General features: G+C 63.7%; 13 protein-coding genes and 4 tRNA genes. 13 read left to right on the forward strand and 4 right to left on the reverse strand.

Annotation, left to right across the window (positions count from 1 at the left end):
• Position 1: 1 nt before the first annotated feature.
• The 3 genes from ACQ4N9_RS20115 to ACQ4N9_RS20125 form a co-directional block, all read right to left on the reverse strand.
• Positions 2 to 1048 carry an ornithine cyclodeaminase gene (locus ACQ4N9_RS20115; RefSeq protein WP_390967505.1) on the reverse strand — a complete coding sequence of 349 codons (1047 nt, stop codon included), beginning with the start codon at positions 1046 to 1048 and terminating at the stop codon, positions 2 to 4.
• Between the two features lie 18 nt (positions 1049 to 1066).
• Positions 1067 to 1984 carry a citrulline utilization hydrolase CtlX gene (ctlX, locus tag ACQ4N9_RS20120; RefSeq protein WP_390967506.1) on the reverse strand — a complete coding sequence of 306 codons (918 nt, stop codon included), beginning with the start codon at positions 1982 to 1984 and terminating at the stop codon, positions 1067 to 1069.
• 238 nt (positions 1985 to 2222) lie between these two features.
• Positions 2223 to 3992, reverse strand: coding sequence for a sigma-54-dependent Fis family transcriptional regulator (locus ACQ4N9_RS20125; RefSeq protein WP_390967507.1), 1770 nt, complete (start codon positions 3990 to 3992; stop codon positions 2223 to 2225).
• 224 nt (positions 3993 to 4216) lie between these two features.
• Between ACQ4N9_RS20125 and ACQ4N9_RS20130 the strand changes: the two genes are divergently transcribed.
• The 6 genes from ACQ4N9_RS20130 to ACQ4N9_RS20155 are packed head-to-tail and all read left to right on the forward strand — an operon-like array spanning position 4217 to position 10135.
• Positions 4217 to 5311 carry an ABC transporter ATP-binding protein gene (locus tag ACQ4N9_RS20130; RefSeq protein ID WP_390967508.1) on the forward strand — a complete coding sequence of 365 codons (1095 nt, stop codon included), beginning with the start codon at positions 4217 to 4219 and terminating at the stop codon, positions 5309 to 5311.
• Entirely contained in the window at positions 5311 to 6408 is a 1098-nt protein-coding gene (locus ACQ4N9_RS20135) for an ABC transporter ATP-binding protein (protein ID WP_390967509.1), read from the forward strand. The genes ACQ4N9_RS20130 and ACQ4N9_RS20135 overlap by 1 nt, the downstream gene beginning before the upstream one ends.
• Positions 6405 to 7268: a carbohydrate ABC transporter permease gene (locus ACQ4N9_RS20140; RefSeq protein ID WP_153789122.1), complete on the forward strand. Its 864-nt coding sequence runs from the start codon at positions 6405 to 6407 to the stop codon at positions 7266 to 7268. Before ACQ4N9_RS20135 ends, ACQ4N9_RS20140 begins: the two co-directional genes overlap by 4 nt.
• 3 nt (positions 7269 to 7271) lie before the next feature.
• Positions 7272 to 8072, forward strand: a complete 801-nt coding sequence (locus tag ACQ4N9_RS20145) for a carbohydrate ABC transporter permease (protein ID WP_125463462.1) — start codon at positions 7272 to 7274, stop codon at positions 8070 to 8072.
• A gap of 12 nt (positions 8073 to 8084) precedes the next feature.
• Complete coding sequence (locus ACQ4N9_RS20150) at positions 8085 to 8357, forward strand: DUF2160 domain-containing protein (protein WP_390967620.1); 273 nt, start codon at positions 8085 to 8087, stop codon at positions 8355 to 8357.
• Between the two features lie 38 nt (positions 8358 to 8395).
• A complete protein-coding gene (locus ACQ4N9_RS20155) occupies positions 8396 to 10135 on the forward strand; it encodes an extracellular solute-binding protein (protein ID WP_110994359.1) in 1740 nt (579 codons plus the stop codon).
• Between the two features lie 164 nt (positions 10136 to 10299).
• Here ACQ4N9_RS20155 and folD read toward each other — a convergent pair whose 3' ends face one another.
• Positions 10300 to 11154, reverse strand: a complete 855-nt coding sequence (gene folD / locus ACQ4N9_RS20160) for a bifunctional methylenetetrahydrofolate dehydrogenase/methenyltetrahydrofolate cyclohydrolase FolD (RefSeq protein WP_110994358.1) — start codon at positions 11152 to 11154, stop codon at positions 10300 to 10302.
• A 256-nt stretch (positions 11155 to 11410) separates the two neighbouring features.
• Here folD and ACQ4N9_RS20165 point away from each other — a divergent pair.
• The 7 genes from ACQ4N9_RS20165 (at position 11411) to clpP (ending at position 14666) form a co-directional block, all read left to right on the forward strand.
• Positions 11411 to 11487, forward strand: a tRNA-Arg gene (locus ACQ4N9_RS20165).
• A 34-nt stretch (positions 11488 to 11521) separates the two neighbouring features.
• Positions 11522 to 11597: transfer RNA gene (locus ACQ4N9_RS20170), tRNA-His, on the forward strand.
• A 57-nt stretch (positions 11598 to 11654) separates the two neighbouring features.
• Positions 11655 to 11739, forward strand: a tRNA-Leu gene (locus ACQ4N9_RS20175).
• Positions 11740 to 11775: 36 nt separating this feature from the next.
• Positions 11776 to 11851 (forward strand) — tRNA-His (locus tag ACQ4N9_RS20180).
• A gap of 220 nt (positions 11852 to 12071) precedes the next feature.
• Positions 12072 to 12371, forward strand: coding sequence for a DUF6388 family protein (locus ACQ4N9_RS20185; RefSeq protein WP_390967510.1), 300 nt, complete (start codon positions 12072 to 12074; stop codon positions 12369 to 12371).
• A gap of 248 nt (positions 12372 to 12619) precedes the next feature.
• Positions 12620 to 13933, forward strand: coding sequence for a trigger factor (tig, locus tag ACQ4N9_RS20190; protein ID WP_390967511.1), 1314 nt, complete (start codon positions 12620 to 12622; stop codon positions 13931 to 13933).
• A gap of 91 nt (positions 13934 to 14024) precedes the next feature.
• Positions 14025 to 14666, forward strand: a complete 642-nt coding sequence (gene clpP / locus ACQ4N9_RS20195) for an ATP-dependent Clp endopeptidase proteolytic subunit ClpP (RefSeq protein WP_011533114.1) — start codon at positions 14025 to 14027, stop codon at positions 14664 to 14666.
• The last annotated feature ends 38 nt before the right edge of the window (positions 14667 to 14704 follow it).

Here is a 14704-nt window from a genome sequence, read left to right on the forward strand (position 1 = left end):
ATCAGGCAGCGCTGGCCTTGCGTTCAACCGCCGCCGGCTGCAGCAGGGCGAACAGATCCTTCGGATTGGCCAGTTCCGGCACCAGGTTGATGTCATGGCCAATGTCCAGCGCCTTGGCCACATCCAGCACATAGCGCAGCGCCGAGTAGTCCTCGATGGCAAAACCGACCGAGTCGAACAGCGTCACCTGCTCGGCGCTCTCGCGCCCGGCCGCGATGCCTTCGACCACCTGCCAGAACTCGGTGGTCGGCGAATCGGCTGGCATCTGCTGGATCTCGCCTTCGATACGGCTCTGCGGTTCGTACTCGACGATCACCCGGGCCCGCTCGACGATCTCGCGGTGCAGTTCGGTCTTGCCCGGGCAGTCACCGCCCACGGCATTCAGGTGCATGCCGGGCTCGATCATTTCGGGGGTGAGGATGGTGGCGTAGGCCTTGTCGGCGGTGACCGTGGTGACGATGTCGCTGCCGCGCACCGCATCGGCCACGCTGGCGGCGATGGTCAGTTTCAGCTGTGGGAAGCCGGCCAGGTTGGCCGCGAGTTTTTCCGAGGCTGCGCGGTCGATGTCGAACAGGCGAATCTCCTCGATGCCCAGCAGGGTGTGGAAGGCGATGGCCTGGAACTCGCTTTGCGAACCGTTGCCGATCAGCGCCATGCGCTTGCTGTCCTTGCGCGCCAGGTAGCGGGCGGCCAGGGCGGAGGTGGCGGCGGTGCGAATCGCGGTGGTCAGGGTCATCTCGCTGAGCAGCACCGGCGCGCCGGTATCGACGTCGCCCAGGGCGCCGAAGGCCATCACCGTGAGCAGGCCGTTGTGGGTGTTCTTGGGGTGGCCGTTGACGTACTTGAAGGCGTACAGGCTGGCGTCGGACACCGGCATCAGCTCGATCACCCCGTCCGGCGAGTGGTTGGCCAGGCGTGGGCATTTTTCGAAGTCGTGCCAGCGCAGGTAGTCCTGGCGGATGTACTCGGCCATTTCTGCCAGGCAGGTGGGCAGGCCCTTGCGGTTGACCAGGCGGGCGAGGTCTTGCACGTCGATATAGCGGGTCATGGTGATTCTCCTTTGAATTCAGTGGCGCGAGGGCAGGTGGACTTCGGCGAGCATGCAGCGCGCGCTGCCGCCGCCGATGCGTTCGATATGGTCGATGTTCACCACCAGCGGGTGGCTGTGGCGCTCGACCTGGCTGCGCTGGCCGGCGTCCAGCGAGCGCCAGGCGCTGCGCGACATCACCAGCAGCGAGCGACCGTCGCGGTCGTGCACTTCGAGCATGTTGCCGGCGAAGTTCTCCAGCTGGTCGTGATTGAGCGCCAGTACCTGCTTGCCGGTGTCGCGCAGCGAGTGCTCCAGGGCCTGGCGTTCGCTGGCGTGGGGCAGGGCGTCGAGGCACACCACGGCGAGCTGGCGGCCGACGTTCATCATCACGTTGCTGTGGTAGATCGGCGCGTGCTGGCGGTCGACGGCGTGGAACAGGCACAGGCGGTAGTCGAGCTGCTCGGCGAACTGGCGCAGGGCCTGTTCGTGGGTGCGGCCGGAGTGGCAGGCATAGCTGATGCGGTGTTCGCGGTCCAGGACCATGCTGCCGGTGCCTTCGAGGAACAGATTCTGCTGTTCCAGCGGGCTCAGATCGACGGTCTGTCTGATGCTGAAACGCTCGTCCAGTGCCCGCAGCACGCCCTTGCTGCGCTCCAGGCGGCGGTTCTGGCCTTCCATCGGGTAGAGCACCAGGCTGCCGTCGGCGTGGCTGCTCCACCAGTTGTTGGGGAAGATCGAGTCGGGCGTGTGCGGCTCGGGGGTGTCCTGCACCACCAGCACCTCGACGCCGTGCTGGCGCAGGCTGGCGACGTAGCCGTCGAACTCTTCCAGGGCCTTGGCGCTGGCGGTATCAGGGTCCAGTGGGGCCTGCTGGAAGCGGTTGTTGACGGCGGTGTCCGGGTTGAAGGCGAACCGCGCCGGGCGAATCATGAGGACGGTATTTGTTGTTTGCATTGGGCACGCATCCACGGGTGGGCTGTGTGACCATTGTCGGGCGGATCAGGGCGTAATCCCGGCTGAAGCGCGTGGGGTGGGCGGCGGGTTCAGCTGAAATGGCGGGTTTGGCAGCGGAATCTGTTGTGTCCGTGCTGGCCTCATCGCTGGCAAGCCGGCTCCCACAAGATGGCGTGCGCTATTGCAGGATCTTTGTGGGAGCTGGTTTGCCAGCGATGAGGCCGGTACAGGTACTGCATCACCCGCTGGAAATCACCAGGCCTTGTTCGCGCAAACGCTTGTAAAGAGTCGTGCGGCTAATCCCCAACGCTCTGGCTACAGAAGAGAGATTGCCATTGGCACGCTGCAGCAGTTTGCCCAGGTCGCTCGGGGCGTGTTCAGGTGCTGCGCTTTCCCCGGCCTCGGCCAGAAAACTGTCCGGCAGATGCTCCTCCCCGACCGGCTGATCGCCAGCCAGTGCCAGCGCCACCTGCATCACACTGACCAGCTCACGCAGATTGCCCGGCCAGGGATGCCGCTCCAGCAACAGCAGCACATCATCCGCCAGGCGCTCGGGCTGGCCGGGCTCGCGATGGCGCCCATGCACCTCTTCGATCAGCGCGCGGCGGTCGCTGCGTTCGCGTAGCGCCGGCAGCACCAGGGTCAACCCGGCGATGCGGTAATAAAGGTCTTGGCGAAAACGCCCGGCACGTACCTCGGCGGCGAGGTCGCGGTTGCTCGCCGACACCACGCGTATGTCCAGCGCCACCGGCTCGCCGCTGCCCAGCGGCTGGATGCTGCGGGCCTGCAGTACACGCAGCAGGCGGGCCTGGGTGGCCAGCGGCATGTCGCCGATTTCGTCGAGGAACAGCACGCCGCCGTCGGCCTTGCGGATCAGCCCGGGGTTGCCTTTATGGTGGGCGCCGGTGAAGGCGCCTTTTTCGTAGCCGAACAGCTCCGACTCCACCAGTTCGGCCGGGATCGCCGCGCAGTTGACCGCGATCAGCGGCTGGCGCGCCCGGCTGCTGGCCTGGTGCAGGGCGTTGACGAACACCTCCTTGCCTACCCCGGTCTCGCCCTGCACCAGCAGCGGGATGTCCTTCTCCAGCAGCACACCGGCCTGGGCCAGCGCCTTGCTCACACGCGCATCCGTGGAGCTGGGCACACGGCGCGCAGGTGGCCGGCGTGGCCCCTGCCACTGGCAATGCAGGCGTTGGCGGCCATGGGCGAGCAGGGCGAAGGGGCGGCCTTCGGCGTGTTCGAGGATCTGCCGCAACGGCACCTGGAACAGCTGCGCCAGATGCAGGTGGCGCGGGTCGACGCCCAGCAGGCTGCCTGCGCGGTGGTTGGCCGCACGCACCTCGCCGCGCTCGTCGAACAACAGCAGGCCGGCCCAGGGGCTGTCGAGGTTGTCGGCGGCGGTGTTGAACAGCAGCTGCCAATGCTGCTCGCCGGGCCCGGCGAGGATCAGCCGGTTTTCCAGGCTCTGGCTGAGCATGCGCACCAGGCCCAGGGTCTGGGCGGCGGGCAGGTAGCCGTCGCTGGCCACGTCGAGTACGCCGACCAGGCGCCGTTCGGCGTCGAACAGCGGTGCGGCGGCGCTGGCCATGTAGCGGTTCTGCCTCAGGTAGTGCTCGTCCTGGCCGACATGGATGGCCTCGCCGCACACCAATGCTGTGCCCAGCGCGTTGGTGCCGACGCCTTGTTCGCGCCAGCGTGCGCCGGGGCTGAAGGCGTGCTGCTGGCGGGGGTCGACGAAGCGCCGGGTACCCCAGGCGCCGAGCAGGCAGCCGCTGGCGTCGCCGAGCATCACCAGGTGGCTGGCGTTGCCCAGCAGGTGCGCGTATTGCGGCAGCACGTCGTCATGGGTGAGGCGTAGGAGCACTTGGTTGCGTTCGAGCAGGGCATCGAGCTCGGCACCGGTCAGGCAATCGAAGTCGGGCGTTTGCTGGGGCTGCAGGCCGTGCTCGCGGCAGCGCGCCCAGGAGGCCTGGATCAGTTGGGCGTGGGTCGAAACGGAGTGGGCCATGGGCCTGTCCTGTGGGGTGTTGTTTTTATTGGCGACCGCGATTGAGTGTCGTTCAGTGCTGTTCAATGTCAAACCCGAGGGTGTTCAGTTGTTCAGCGAAACTGTTCACATCTGTACAGGCCGCGTGCCGCGCCTGGGCGCGAGATGCCGGTATAGAGCGGTTGTGCCGGGCTGGCACGGAACTGGCTGAGGGGGCTGGACAACCATTACAAGAAGGCCACGCCATGTCCCTGGTGCTGGAGCAGGTACGCCGCAGTGTCGACAACCAGCTGTGGATCGACGACGCCAGCCTGCGCTTCGAGCCCGGCTCGTTCAACGTGCTGCTGGGCCGCACCCTGGCCGGCAAGACCAGCCTGATGCGCCTGATGGCCGGCCTCGACCGCCCGGACAGCGGCCGCGTGCTGATGGATGGCGAGGATGTCACCGGGCGCCCGGTGCGCAGCCGCAACGTATCGATGGTCTATCAACAGTTCATCAACTATCCCACGCTCACGGTGTTCGAGAACATCGCCTCGCCGTTGCGTCAGGCGCGCATGGCCGAGCCGGACATCCAGCGGCGGGTGCGCGAAACGGCCGAGATGTTGCGCATCGAGCCCTTTCTCGGGCGCCTGCCGCTGGAACTGTCGGGTGGCCAGCAGCAGCGCACCGCCATGGCCCGGGCATTGGTCAAGGACGCCTCGCTGATCCTGTTCGACGAGCCCCTGGTCAACCTCGACTACAAGCTGCGCGAGGGCCTGCGCCAGGAGCTGCGCAGCCTGTTCGCCGAGCGCAACTGCATCGCCGTGTATGCCACCACCGAGCCCAACGAGGCGCTGGCCTTGGGCGGCACCACCACCTTGCTGCACGAGGGCCGGGTGATCCAGAGCGGCCGCACCACCGAGGTGTATCAACGGCCCGCCAGCGTGCTGGCCGCCGAGCTGTTCTGCGAGCCGCCGATCAACCTGGTGCCCGGGCGCATTGTCGGCAACGAGGTGAGCCTGGCCGGTGCCGTGCACTTTGCCCGCACGGCCGACCTGCGCGACCTGGCGGACGGCGAGTATCGTTTCGGTATCCGTCCCGGCCACCTGGCCCTGGTGCCGTCGCGCGACGATGACCTGGAGCTGGCGGTGCTGGTGGAACTGGCCGAGATCAGCGGCTCGGAAACCTTCCTGCATGTGCGCAACGAGCACTGGCGCATGACCCTGCATCTGCCGGGCGTGCACGAATATCAGGTGGACACGCCGATCCGCGTGTTCGTCCCCACCCACAAGCTGTTCATCTTCGACAGCGCCGACGCCCTGGTGCAGGCGCCACGCCTGCGCGACGCGAGGAGCGCCTGATGGCCGAGATCCGCCTGCACCAGTTGGCCCACAGCTACAGCCGCTCGCCTGCAAGCGCCGACGACTATGCCTTGCATGAGCTGGATCATGTGTGGGCCCAGGGCGGTGCCTATGCCTTGCTCGGGCCGTCCGGCTGCGGCAAGTCGACCTTGCTCAACATCATCTCCGGCCTGCTCGCGCCCTCCCATGGCGAGGTGCTGTTCGACGGCAAAGTGGTCAACGCCTTGACCCCGCAGCAGCGCAACATCGCCCAGGTTTTCCAGTTCCCGGTGGTGTACGACACCATGACGGTGTTCGACAACCTGGCCTTCCCTCTGCGCAACCAGGGCTTGGACGAGGCGCGGGTAGGTGCGCGGGTCGAGGAAATCGCCGAGGTGCTGGAGCTGACCGCGGTGCTGCACAAGCGCGCACGCAACCTCAGCGCCGACGAAAAGCAGAAGGTCTCCATGGGCCGCGGGCTGGTGCGCGACGACGTTTCGGCGATCCTTTTCGACGAGCCGCTGACGGTGATCGACCCGCACCTGAAATGGAAGCTGCGGCGCAAGCTCAAGCAGATCCACGAGCAGTTCAACATCACCATGATCTACGTCACCCACGATCAGCTGGAGGCCTCGACCTTCGCCGACAAGATCGCGGTGATGCACGCCGGGCGCATCGTCCAGTTCGGCACCCCGCGCGAGCTGTTCGAACGGCCCCGGCATACCTTCGTCGGCTATTTCATCGGCAGCCCCGGGATGAACCTGATCGATGTGCGCGCCGAGGCCGACGGCGTGAGCTTTGGCGATGTCCATCTGGTGTTGCACGAGGGGGGGCGTGAGCGCCTGGCAACCTCCGAAGGCGGGCGTTTGCAGGTGGGCATCCGCCCGGAGTTCGTGCAGGTGTGGGAGCACCCCTTCGACAACGCTTTCGAGACGCGGGTGGTGGACGTGGAGGACCTGGGCACCTACCGCATCCTCACGCTGGTGCTGGCGGGGGTCACCCTCAAGGCGCGCCTGGGCGAGGACCGGGTGGTGCCCCATGGCCGGGCCTGGGTGAGCCTGCCGCCGCAATGGCTGATGCTCTATCTGGACGATGTGCTGGTGGAGGCCGAGGCATGAACAAGGTGCCGAACAACAAGGCCTGGTGGCTGGTGCTGCCGGTGTTCCTGCTGGTGGCGTTCAGCGCCGTGATCCCGATGATGACCGTGGTCAACTACTCGGTGCAGGACATCTTCGATGCCTCCAACCGTTACTTCGTCGGTGCCGACTGGTACCGCCAGGTGCTGCGCGACCCGGCGCTGCATGATGCGCTGCTGCGCCAGTTCATCTATTCCGGGTGCGTGCTGGCCATCGAAATCCCGCTGGGTATCGCCATCGCCCTGACCATGCCGACCCGTGGGCGCATGGCGTCGGTATGCCTGATCCTCATGGCCATTCCGTTGCTGATCCCGTGGAACGTGGTGGGCACCATCTGGCAGATCTTCGGCCGCGCCGACATCGGTCTGCTCGGCGCGACGCTGGCCAAGCTTGGGGTCAACTACAACTATGCCGGCGACCCGTTCGACGCCTGGGTCACCGTGCTGGTGATGGACGTGTGGCACTGGACTTCGCTGGTGGCGCTGCTGTGCTATTCGGGTTTGCGCGCCATCCCCGATGTGTACTACCAGGCTGCGCGCATCGACCGGGCATCGGGCTGGGCGGTGTTTCGCCATATCCAGCTGCCGAAGCTCAAGAATGTGCTGCTGATCGCGGTGATGCTGCGTTTCATGGACAGCTTCATGATCTACACCGAGCCGTTCGTGCTCACTGGCGGCGGGCCGGGCAACGCCACCACGTTCCTCAGCCAGACCCTCACGCGCATGGCGGTGGGGCAGTTCGACCTGGGGCCGGCGGCGGCGTTCTCGCTGGTGTACTTCCTGATCATCCTGCTGGTGTCGTGGCTGTTCTACACAGCCATGACCCACGCCGACAAGGAGTAGGCCATGAGCAAGCGCAAAACGCTGGCCCTGTTGTTGTACTTCTTCTTCCTGCTGGTGCCGATCTACTGGCTGCTGAACATGTCGTTCAAGAGCAACAGCGAGATCCTCGGTGGGCTGACGTTGTGGCCGCAGGTGTTCACCTTCGACAACTACCGGGTGATCTTCACCGACGCCAGCTGGTACAGCGGCTATATCAACTCGCTGTACTACGTGTGCCTGAACACGGTCATCTCGCTGACGGTGGCCTTGCCGGCGGCCTATGCCTTTTCGCGTTACCGCTTTCTTGGCGACCGGCACCTGTTCTTCTGGCTGCTGACCAACCGCATGGCGCCGCCGGCGGTGTTCCTGCTGCCGTTCTTCCAGCTGTATTCGTCGATCGGCCTGTTCGATACGCACATTGCCGTGGCCCTGGCCCACTGCCTGTTCAACGTGCCGCTGGCGGTGTGGATCCTGGAGGGCTTCATGAGCGGGGTGCCGAAGGAAATCGATGAAACCGCCTACATCGATGGGTACAGCTTCCCGCGGTTCTTCGTGAAGATCTTCATCCCGCTGATCGGTTCGGGGATCGGCGTGACGGCCTTCTTCTGCTTCATGTTCTCTTGGGTCGAGCTGTTGCTGGCACGCACCCTCACTTCAGTGAACGCCAAGCCGATCGCGGCGGTGATGACCCGCACGGTGTCCGCCTCGGGTATCGACTGGGGCGTGCTGGCGGCCGCCGGGGTGCTGACCATTCTGCCGGGCATGCTGGTGATCTGGTTCGTGCGCAACCATGTGGCCAAGGGCTTTGCCCTGGGCCGGGTGTGAGGAGGGCGGATGATGGAGTGGATGGCCTGGACCCTGCCGACCGCGCTGTTCTTCACGGCGATCGGCCTGTTGTTGATGTGCATGACCTTGTTCGAACTGCGCCGCCCGTGCCTGGAACGTCGCGGTTTTCTGCCGATTGCCACGACCCGTGGCGACCGGCTGTTCATCGGCTTGTTGGTCAGCGCCTACCTGCATCTGCTGGTGGTGGGGGTGAGCGACTGGCCGTTGTGGGTGGCCTCGCTGCTGTCGCTGGCGTGGCTGGTGGTGGTGCTGCGCTGGGGTTGAGCCTGGGGCAAGGATTCTTCTGCAATCTGGAGATCACAATGTTCGATAACGACAACAAACGGCGACATTTGACCCTGGCCGCACTGCTGGTGCTGGCCGGCCTGCACGGCACGGCCTGGGCAGACCAGTACGAAGACGCGGCGAAAAAATGGATCGGCAGCGAGTTCAAGCCGTCGACCCTGACCCCGGAGCAGCAGCTCGAAGAGCTCAAGTGGTTTATCAAGGCCGCCGAGCCGTTTCGTGGGATGAAGATCAACGTGGTGTCGGAAACCATCACCACCCACGAATACGAGTCCAAGGTGCTGGCCAAGGCCTTCACCGAGATCACCGGCATCCAGTTGACCCACGACCTGCTGCAGGAAGGCGATGTGGTGGAAAAGCTGCAGACGCAGATGCAGTCGGACAAGAACATCTATGACGGCTGGGTCAATGATTCCGATTTGATCGGTACGCACTTTCGCTATGGCAAGGTGGAATCCATCACCGACCTGATGGCCAATGAGGGCAAGAACTACACCTCGCCAACCCTGGATCTGAAGGACTTCATCGGCATTTCCTTCACCACCGCGCCGGACGGCAAGATCTACCAGTTGCCTGACCAGCAATTCGCCAACCTCTACTGGTTCCGCGCCGACTGGTTCGAGCGCCCGGACCTTAAAGCCAAGTTCAAGGAGAAGTACGGCTACGAGTTGGGCGTGCCGGTGAACTGGTCGGCCTACGAGGACATCGCCAAGTTCTTCAGCGAGGACGTCAAGGAGATCGACGGCAAGCGGGTCTATGGCCACATGGACTATGGCAAGAAGGACCCTTCGCTGGGCTGGCGTTTCACCGACGCCTGGTTTTCCATGGCCGGCGGTGGCGACAAGGGGCTGCCCAACGGCCTGCCGGTGGACGAGTGGGGCATTCGCGTCGAGGACTGCCACCCGGTGGGCTCCAGTGTGACCCGCGGCGGCGACACCAATGGCCCGGCGGCGGTGTTCGCCACGCAGAAGTACGTGGACTGGATGCGCGCCTACGCCCCCAAGGAAGCCCAGGGCATGACCTTCTCCGAGGCGGGCCCGGTGCCGGCGCAGGGCAACATCGCCCAGCAGATCTTCTGGTACACCGCCTTCACCGCCGACATGACCAAGCCCGGGCTGCCGGTGGTCAACGCCGACGGCACGCCGAAGTGGCGCATGGCGCCTTCGCCCAAGGGGCCGTACTGGGAGGAGGGGATGAAGCTCGGTTACCAGGACACCGGCTCCTGGACCTTCTTCAAATCCACCCCGGAGAAACAGCGTCTGGCGGCCTGGCTGTATGCCCAGTTCGTCACCTCCAAGACCGTGTCGCTGAAGAAGACCGTCGTCGGCCTGACGCCGATACGCGAGTCGGACATCAACTCCCAGGCCATGACCGACCTCGCGCCCAAGCTGGGCGGGCTGGTGGAGTTCTACAGAAGCCCGGCGCGGGTGCAGTGGACGCCGACCGGCACCAACGTGCCGGATTATCCACGCCTGGCGCAGCTGTGGTGGAGCCATATCGCCGAGGTGGCCAGTGGCGAGAAAACGCCGCAAGAGGCGCTGGACGGCCTGGCGCGGGATCAGGACCGGATGATGGAGCGGCTGCAGCGCTCCAATGCGCAGGCTACCTGTGCGCCCAAGCTCAACCCCGAGAAGGATGCCCAGTACTGGTTCGACCAGCCGGGGGCGCCGAAGCCGAAGCTGGCCAACGAGAAGCCCAAGGGCGAAACGGTCAGTTACAACGAACTGCTCAAGTCGTGGGAGGCGGCGCGCAAATGATCGGCTGAGGACTGCGCAGGCTTCTTCGCGGGTAAACCCGCTCCCATAGGGTTGCGATCACACTGGTCCTGTGGGAGCGGGTTTACCCGCGAAGAGGCCAGCACAGGAATTACAGGCAAAAAAAACGGCACCTGCCAGAGGTGCCGTTTTCGCTTCACGCCAACTTACTTGTGCAGCTCTTCAGCGGCATACAGCGTATTTTCCAGCAGGCAGGCGCGGGTCATCGGGCCGACGCCGCCGGGTACCGGGGTGATCCAGCCGGCGCGGGGCAGGGCGGTCTCGTAGACCACGTCGCCGACCAGCTTGCCGTCTTCCTGGCGGTTGATGCCGACGTCGATGACGATCGCGCCTTCCTTGACCCACTCACCCTTGACCAGGCCCGGCTTGCCAGCGGCAACCACCAGCAGGTCGGCACGGCCGACGTGGCCGGCCAGGTCCTTGGTGAAGCGGTGGCAGACGGTGACGGTGCAGCCGGCCAGCAGCAGTTCCATGGCCATCGGGCGACCGACGATGTTGGAAGCGCCGACGATGACCGCGTTCATGCCGTACAGGTCCTGGCCGGTGCTTTCCAGCAGGGTGATGATGCCCTTTGGGGTGCACGGGCGCAGCAGCGGGATGCGTTGCGCGAGGCGGCCGATGTTGTACGGGTGGAAGCCGTCGACGTCTTTGTCCGGGCGAATGCGCTCGAGCAGCAGCGAGGCGTCCAGGTGCGCGGGCAGCGGCAACTGCAGCAGGATGCCATCGACGGCCGGGTCGTCGTTGAGGCGGTCGATCAGCTCGGTCAGGGCCTGCTGGGTGGTCTCGCTGGGCAGGTCGAAGGCCTGCGAGATGAAGCCGACTTCTTCGCAGTCCTTGCGCTTGTGCGAGACATAGACTTGGGAGGCCGGGTCGGTACCGACCAGGATCACTGCCAGGCCTGGCGTACGCAGGCCCTGCTGGCGGCGCTCCGCGACACGTTGCGCGATCTGCTTGCGCAGGTTGGCGGCGATCGCCTTGCCATCGATAAGGTGTGCAGTCATAGACGCGTGATTAACCATCGAGAAGGAAACATGAAGAAGCGCGCATTCTCGCACGACACGGCGCAAGGGCAAAGGCGGGTGGTCGGGCAAATCCCCTAACCCCTTCAATAATTTAAATTTTTTTCAGAAACATGTTGACGACTTTGAGGGTCGGCTATAAGATTCGCCGCACTTGTCGGGCACTGCCTGGCACGGGTTGGCAAAGTTGGACGGAATAAGCGGTTTGTTGGCTTGTTGAGTCGGACTGAAAGCTTAAGCGCCCGTAGCTCAGCTGGATAGAGCATCCGCCTTCTAAGCGGATGGTCGCAGGTTCGAGTCCTGCCGGGTGCGCCATTAGGCCTGGGCAAGTAAGCAGTAACGCAATATGGTGGGCGTAGCTCAGTTGGTAGAGCGCCGGATTGTGATTCCGGTTGTCGTGGGTTCGATTCCCATCGTCCACCCCAGATTCGGCAGAGGCGCCAGGATTGAATGATCAGGCGCCTTTGTTTTAAGCGCTTCATGCGGACGTGGTGAAATTGGTAGACACACTGGATTTAGGTTCCAGCGGCGCAAGCTGTAAGAGTTCGAGTCTCTTCGTCCGCACCATGTTTCTGTAAGGCTGTACCGCAACACTGCATTATGGTGGGCGTAGCTCAGTTGGTAGAGCGCCGGATTGTGATTCCGGTTGTCGTGGGTTCGATTCCCATCGTCCACCCCATATTTTACGAAGGCGCCTTGATCGAAAGATCGGGCGCCTTTGTTGTTTCTGCATTGCAGGGTTTGCGGCGCTCGAGCGCAGCGGCTGCAAGGCCCAGGCTGAGGGCTTTGCAATCATTGCTCGACTCCCCCTTGCAATCCTCTATTGATGCCCCAATAAAAGCTGTTAGATTTCAGCCGGTTGACCGTCCGGCCAAGATGCTGGCAGAGGAATACCGCAAATGATCGCAAAAGAAGCGCGCCAGGCCCTGGCGCTGCAACGTTTCGCCGAAGCCAATCCGCAACTGCTCGAGGAGATTCGCGAGCTGGATGCGCGCGAGCAGGCGCAGCAGATCGAATGGGCGTTCGAGGATGCCGCCGATGAGCAGGGTATCCAGCCCTGGGAGTTGGCCCTGCAATTGATCGCGCAAACGCCGGAGCAGCTGCAGGCGATGCGCCTGGAAACCCACCGCGAGGTGGCTGAGGCGCTGGGGATGGAGTGGGAAGAATACTGCCAGTTCAACGAGATCGAGCCGCAATAAAAGGTGCGTTCGGGTTGGGCGGGGTTTGTTTGACAAGGTTTTACAATCGCGCGGCCCATGACGGCCTGCGCGGGCAACGCTTAAACAGGCTCGACGCCACGGCGCTTGGGCCTTTCAAGGAAATCGACCGGCGTGGTCTGCCGACAATCCGGGTGGGGTGACTTCTGCTGCATGAGTCACTAGAATGCTTGCCCTTGATTCTGGAGTCGGGCTATCGCCGGCTAACGTCTGTGCAACGAGGAATATCCATGCAAGTTTCTGTTGAAAACACTTCCGCTCTCGAGCGCCGCATGACCATCGCCGTTCCGGCCGAGCGCGTCGAGAACGAAGTCAACAAGCGTCTGCAGCAGACTGCCCGTCGCGCCAAGGTTGCAGGCTTCCGTCCTGGCAAGGTGCCGATGAGCGTCATTCGCCAGCGTTTCGAAGCCGATGCCCGTCAGGAAGCTTTCGGTGACCTGGTCCAGGCCTCCTTCTACGAAGCCGTCGTCGAGCAGAAGCTGAACCCGGCCGGCGCCCCTGCCGTTGAGCCGAAGTCGTTCGAAAAGGGCAAGGACCTCGAGTTCGTCGCCATCTTCGAAGTCTTCCCTGAGTTCACCGTTTCGGGCCTGGAATCGATCAGCGTCGAGCGCCTGAGCGCCGAAGTGGCTGATGCCGACCTGGACAAGATGCTGGAAGTGCTGCGCAATCAGAACACCCGTTTCGAGGCCGTCGAGCGCGCTGCGCAGAACGACGACCAAGTCAACATCGACTTCGTTGGCAAGATCGACGGTGAAGCCTTCGCCGGTGGTTCGGCCAAGGGCACTCAGCTGGTGCTGGGTTCCGGCCGCATGATCCCAGGCTTCGAAGAAGGTCTGGTCGGCGCCAAGGCCGGTGAAGAGCGCGTTGTCAACGTGACCTTCCCAGAGGACTACCAGAACCTCGACCTGGCTGGCAAAGCCGCCGAGTTCACCATCACCGTCAACAGCGTTTCGGCACCACAGCTGCCAGAACTGAACGAAGAGTTCTTCGCTCAATTCGGTATCAAAGAGTCGACCCTGGAAGGCTTCCGCAGCGAAGTTCGCAAGAACATGGAGCGCGAACTGCGTCAGGCCACCAAGACCAAGGTCAAGAACCAGGTCATGGACGGTCTGCTGGCCGCCAACCCGATCGAAGTGCCAAAAGCCCTGCTGGAAAACGAAGTCAACCGTCTGCGCGTGCAGGCTGTCCAGCAGTTCGGTGGCAACATCAAGCCTGACCAACTGCCGGCCGAGCTGTTCACAGAGCAAGCCAAGCGCCGCGTGGTGCTGGGCCTGATCGTCGCCGAAGTGGTCAAGCAGTTCGACCTGAAGCCGGACGACGCCAAAGTGCGCGAAATGATCGAAGAAATGGCTTCGGCCTACCAGGAGCCAGAGCAGGTTATCGCCTGGTACTACAAGAACGACCAGCAACTGAACGAAGTGCGTTCGGTTGTACTGGAAGAACAAGTTGTAGATACTGTCCTGCAGAAAGCGACTGTGACCGACAAATCGGTCTCGTACGAAGAAGCTGTAAAGCCAGCACAGGCTCAAGCCGACGCTGAGTAACAGGCTACTCTCGTAGGAAACCCCCACAAGCCAGCCTTCGCGCTGGCTTGTGCGTATTCAAGCCATGACTATTTGGGAGTGAGTGCAGGACATGTCCCGCAATTCTTATATTCAGCAGAGCTCTGACATCCAGGCCGCAGGCGGCCTGGTCCCGATGGTTATCGAGCAGTCCGCCCGTGGCGAACGCGCCTATGACATCTACTCGCGCCTCTTGAAGGAGCGGGTGATCTTCCTGGTCGGCCCCGTAGAAGACTACATGGCCAACCTGGTGGTGGCGCAGCTGCTGTTCCTGGAAGCGGAAAACCCGGACAAGGATATCCATCTGTACATCAACTCGCCGGGCGGTTCGGTGACTGCCGGCATGTCGATCTACGACACCATGCAGTTCATCAAGCCGGACGTCTCGACCATCTGCATCGGCCAGGCCTGCAGCATGGGCGCCTTCCTGTTGGCGGCCGGTGCCGCTGGCAAGCGCCACTGCCTGCCGAACTCGCGGGTGATGATTCACCAGCCGCTCGGCGGCTTCCAGGGCCAGGCGACCGACATCGAGATCCACGCCCAGGAAATCCTCAACATCAAGGCGCGCCTGAACGAGCTGCTGGCCCATCACACCGGCCAGTCACTCGAGACCATCAAGCGCGACACCGAGCGTGACAACTTCATGAGCGCTGCGCGCGCGGCCGAGTATGGCCTGATCGACTCGGTCTACGACAAGCGGCAACTGGCATCCTGAAGCAATGCGCCAGAGCGGTCGGGTGCGCAGTGTGCCCG

The sequence above is a fragment of the Pseudomonas sp. ES1 genome (assembly GCF_050586605.1).
GTDB lineage: Bacteria > Pseudomonadota > Gammaproteobacteria > Pseudomonadales > Pseudomonadaceae > Aquipseudomonas > Aquipseudomonas sichuanensis.

Bases quoted from the DNA above. Each gene is read 5' to 3' on its own strand.
- ACQ4N9_RS20115 (WP_390967505.1), bottom strand. From the start codon at position 1,048: ATGACCCGCTATATCGACGTGCAAGACCTCGCCCGCCTGGTCAACCGC.
- ctlX (WP_390967506.1), bottom strand. From the start codon at position 1,984: ATGCAAACAACAAATACCGTCCTCATGATTCGCCCGGCGCGGTTCGCC.
- ACQ4N9_RS20125 (WP_390967507.1), bottom strand. From the start codon at position 3,992: ATGGCCCACTCCGTTTCGACCCACGCCCAACTGATCCAGGCCTCCTGG.
- ACQ4N9_RS20130 (WP_390967508.1), top strand. From the start codon at position 4,217: ATGTCCCTGGTGCTGGAGCAGGTACGCCGCAGTGTCGACAACCAGCTG.
- ACQ4N9_RS20135 (WP_390967509.1), top strand. From the start codon at position 5,311: ATGGCCGAGATCCGCCTGCACCAGTTGGCCCACAGCTACAGCCGCTCG.
- ACQ4N9_RS20140 (WP_153789122.1), top strand. From the start codon at position 6,405: ATGAACAAGGTGCCGAACAACAAGGCCTGGTGGCTGGTGCTGCCGGTG.
- ACQ4N9_RS20145 (WP_125463462.1), top strand. From the start codon at position 7,272: ATGAGCAAGCGCAAAACGCTGGCCCTGTTGTTGTACTTCTTCTTCCTG.
- ACQ4N9_RS20150 (WP_390967620.1), top strand. From the start codon at position 8,085: ATGGAGTGGATGGCCTGGACCCTGCCGACCGCGCTGTTCTTCACGGCG.
- ACQ4N9_RS20155 (WP_110994359.1), top strand. From the start codon at position 8,396: ATGTTCGATAACGACAACAAACGGCGACATTTGACCCTGGCCGCACTG.
- folD (WP_110994358.1), bottom strand. From the start codon at position 11,154: ATGACTGCACACCTTATCGATGGCAAGGCGATCGCCGCCAACCTGCGC.
- ACQ4N9_RS20185 (WP_390967510.1), top strand. From the start codon at position 12,072: ATGATCGCAAAAGAAGCGCGCCAGGCCCTGGCGCTGCAACGTTTCGCC.
- tig (WP_390967511.1), top strand. From the start codon at position 12,620: ATGCAAGTTTCTGTTGAAAACACTTCCGCTCTCGAGCGCCGCATGACC.
- clpP (WP_011533114.1), top strand. From the start codon at position 14,025: ATGTCCCGCAATTCTTATATTCAGCAGAGCTCTGACATCCAGGCCGCA.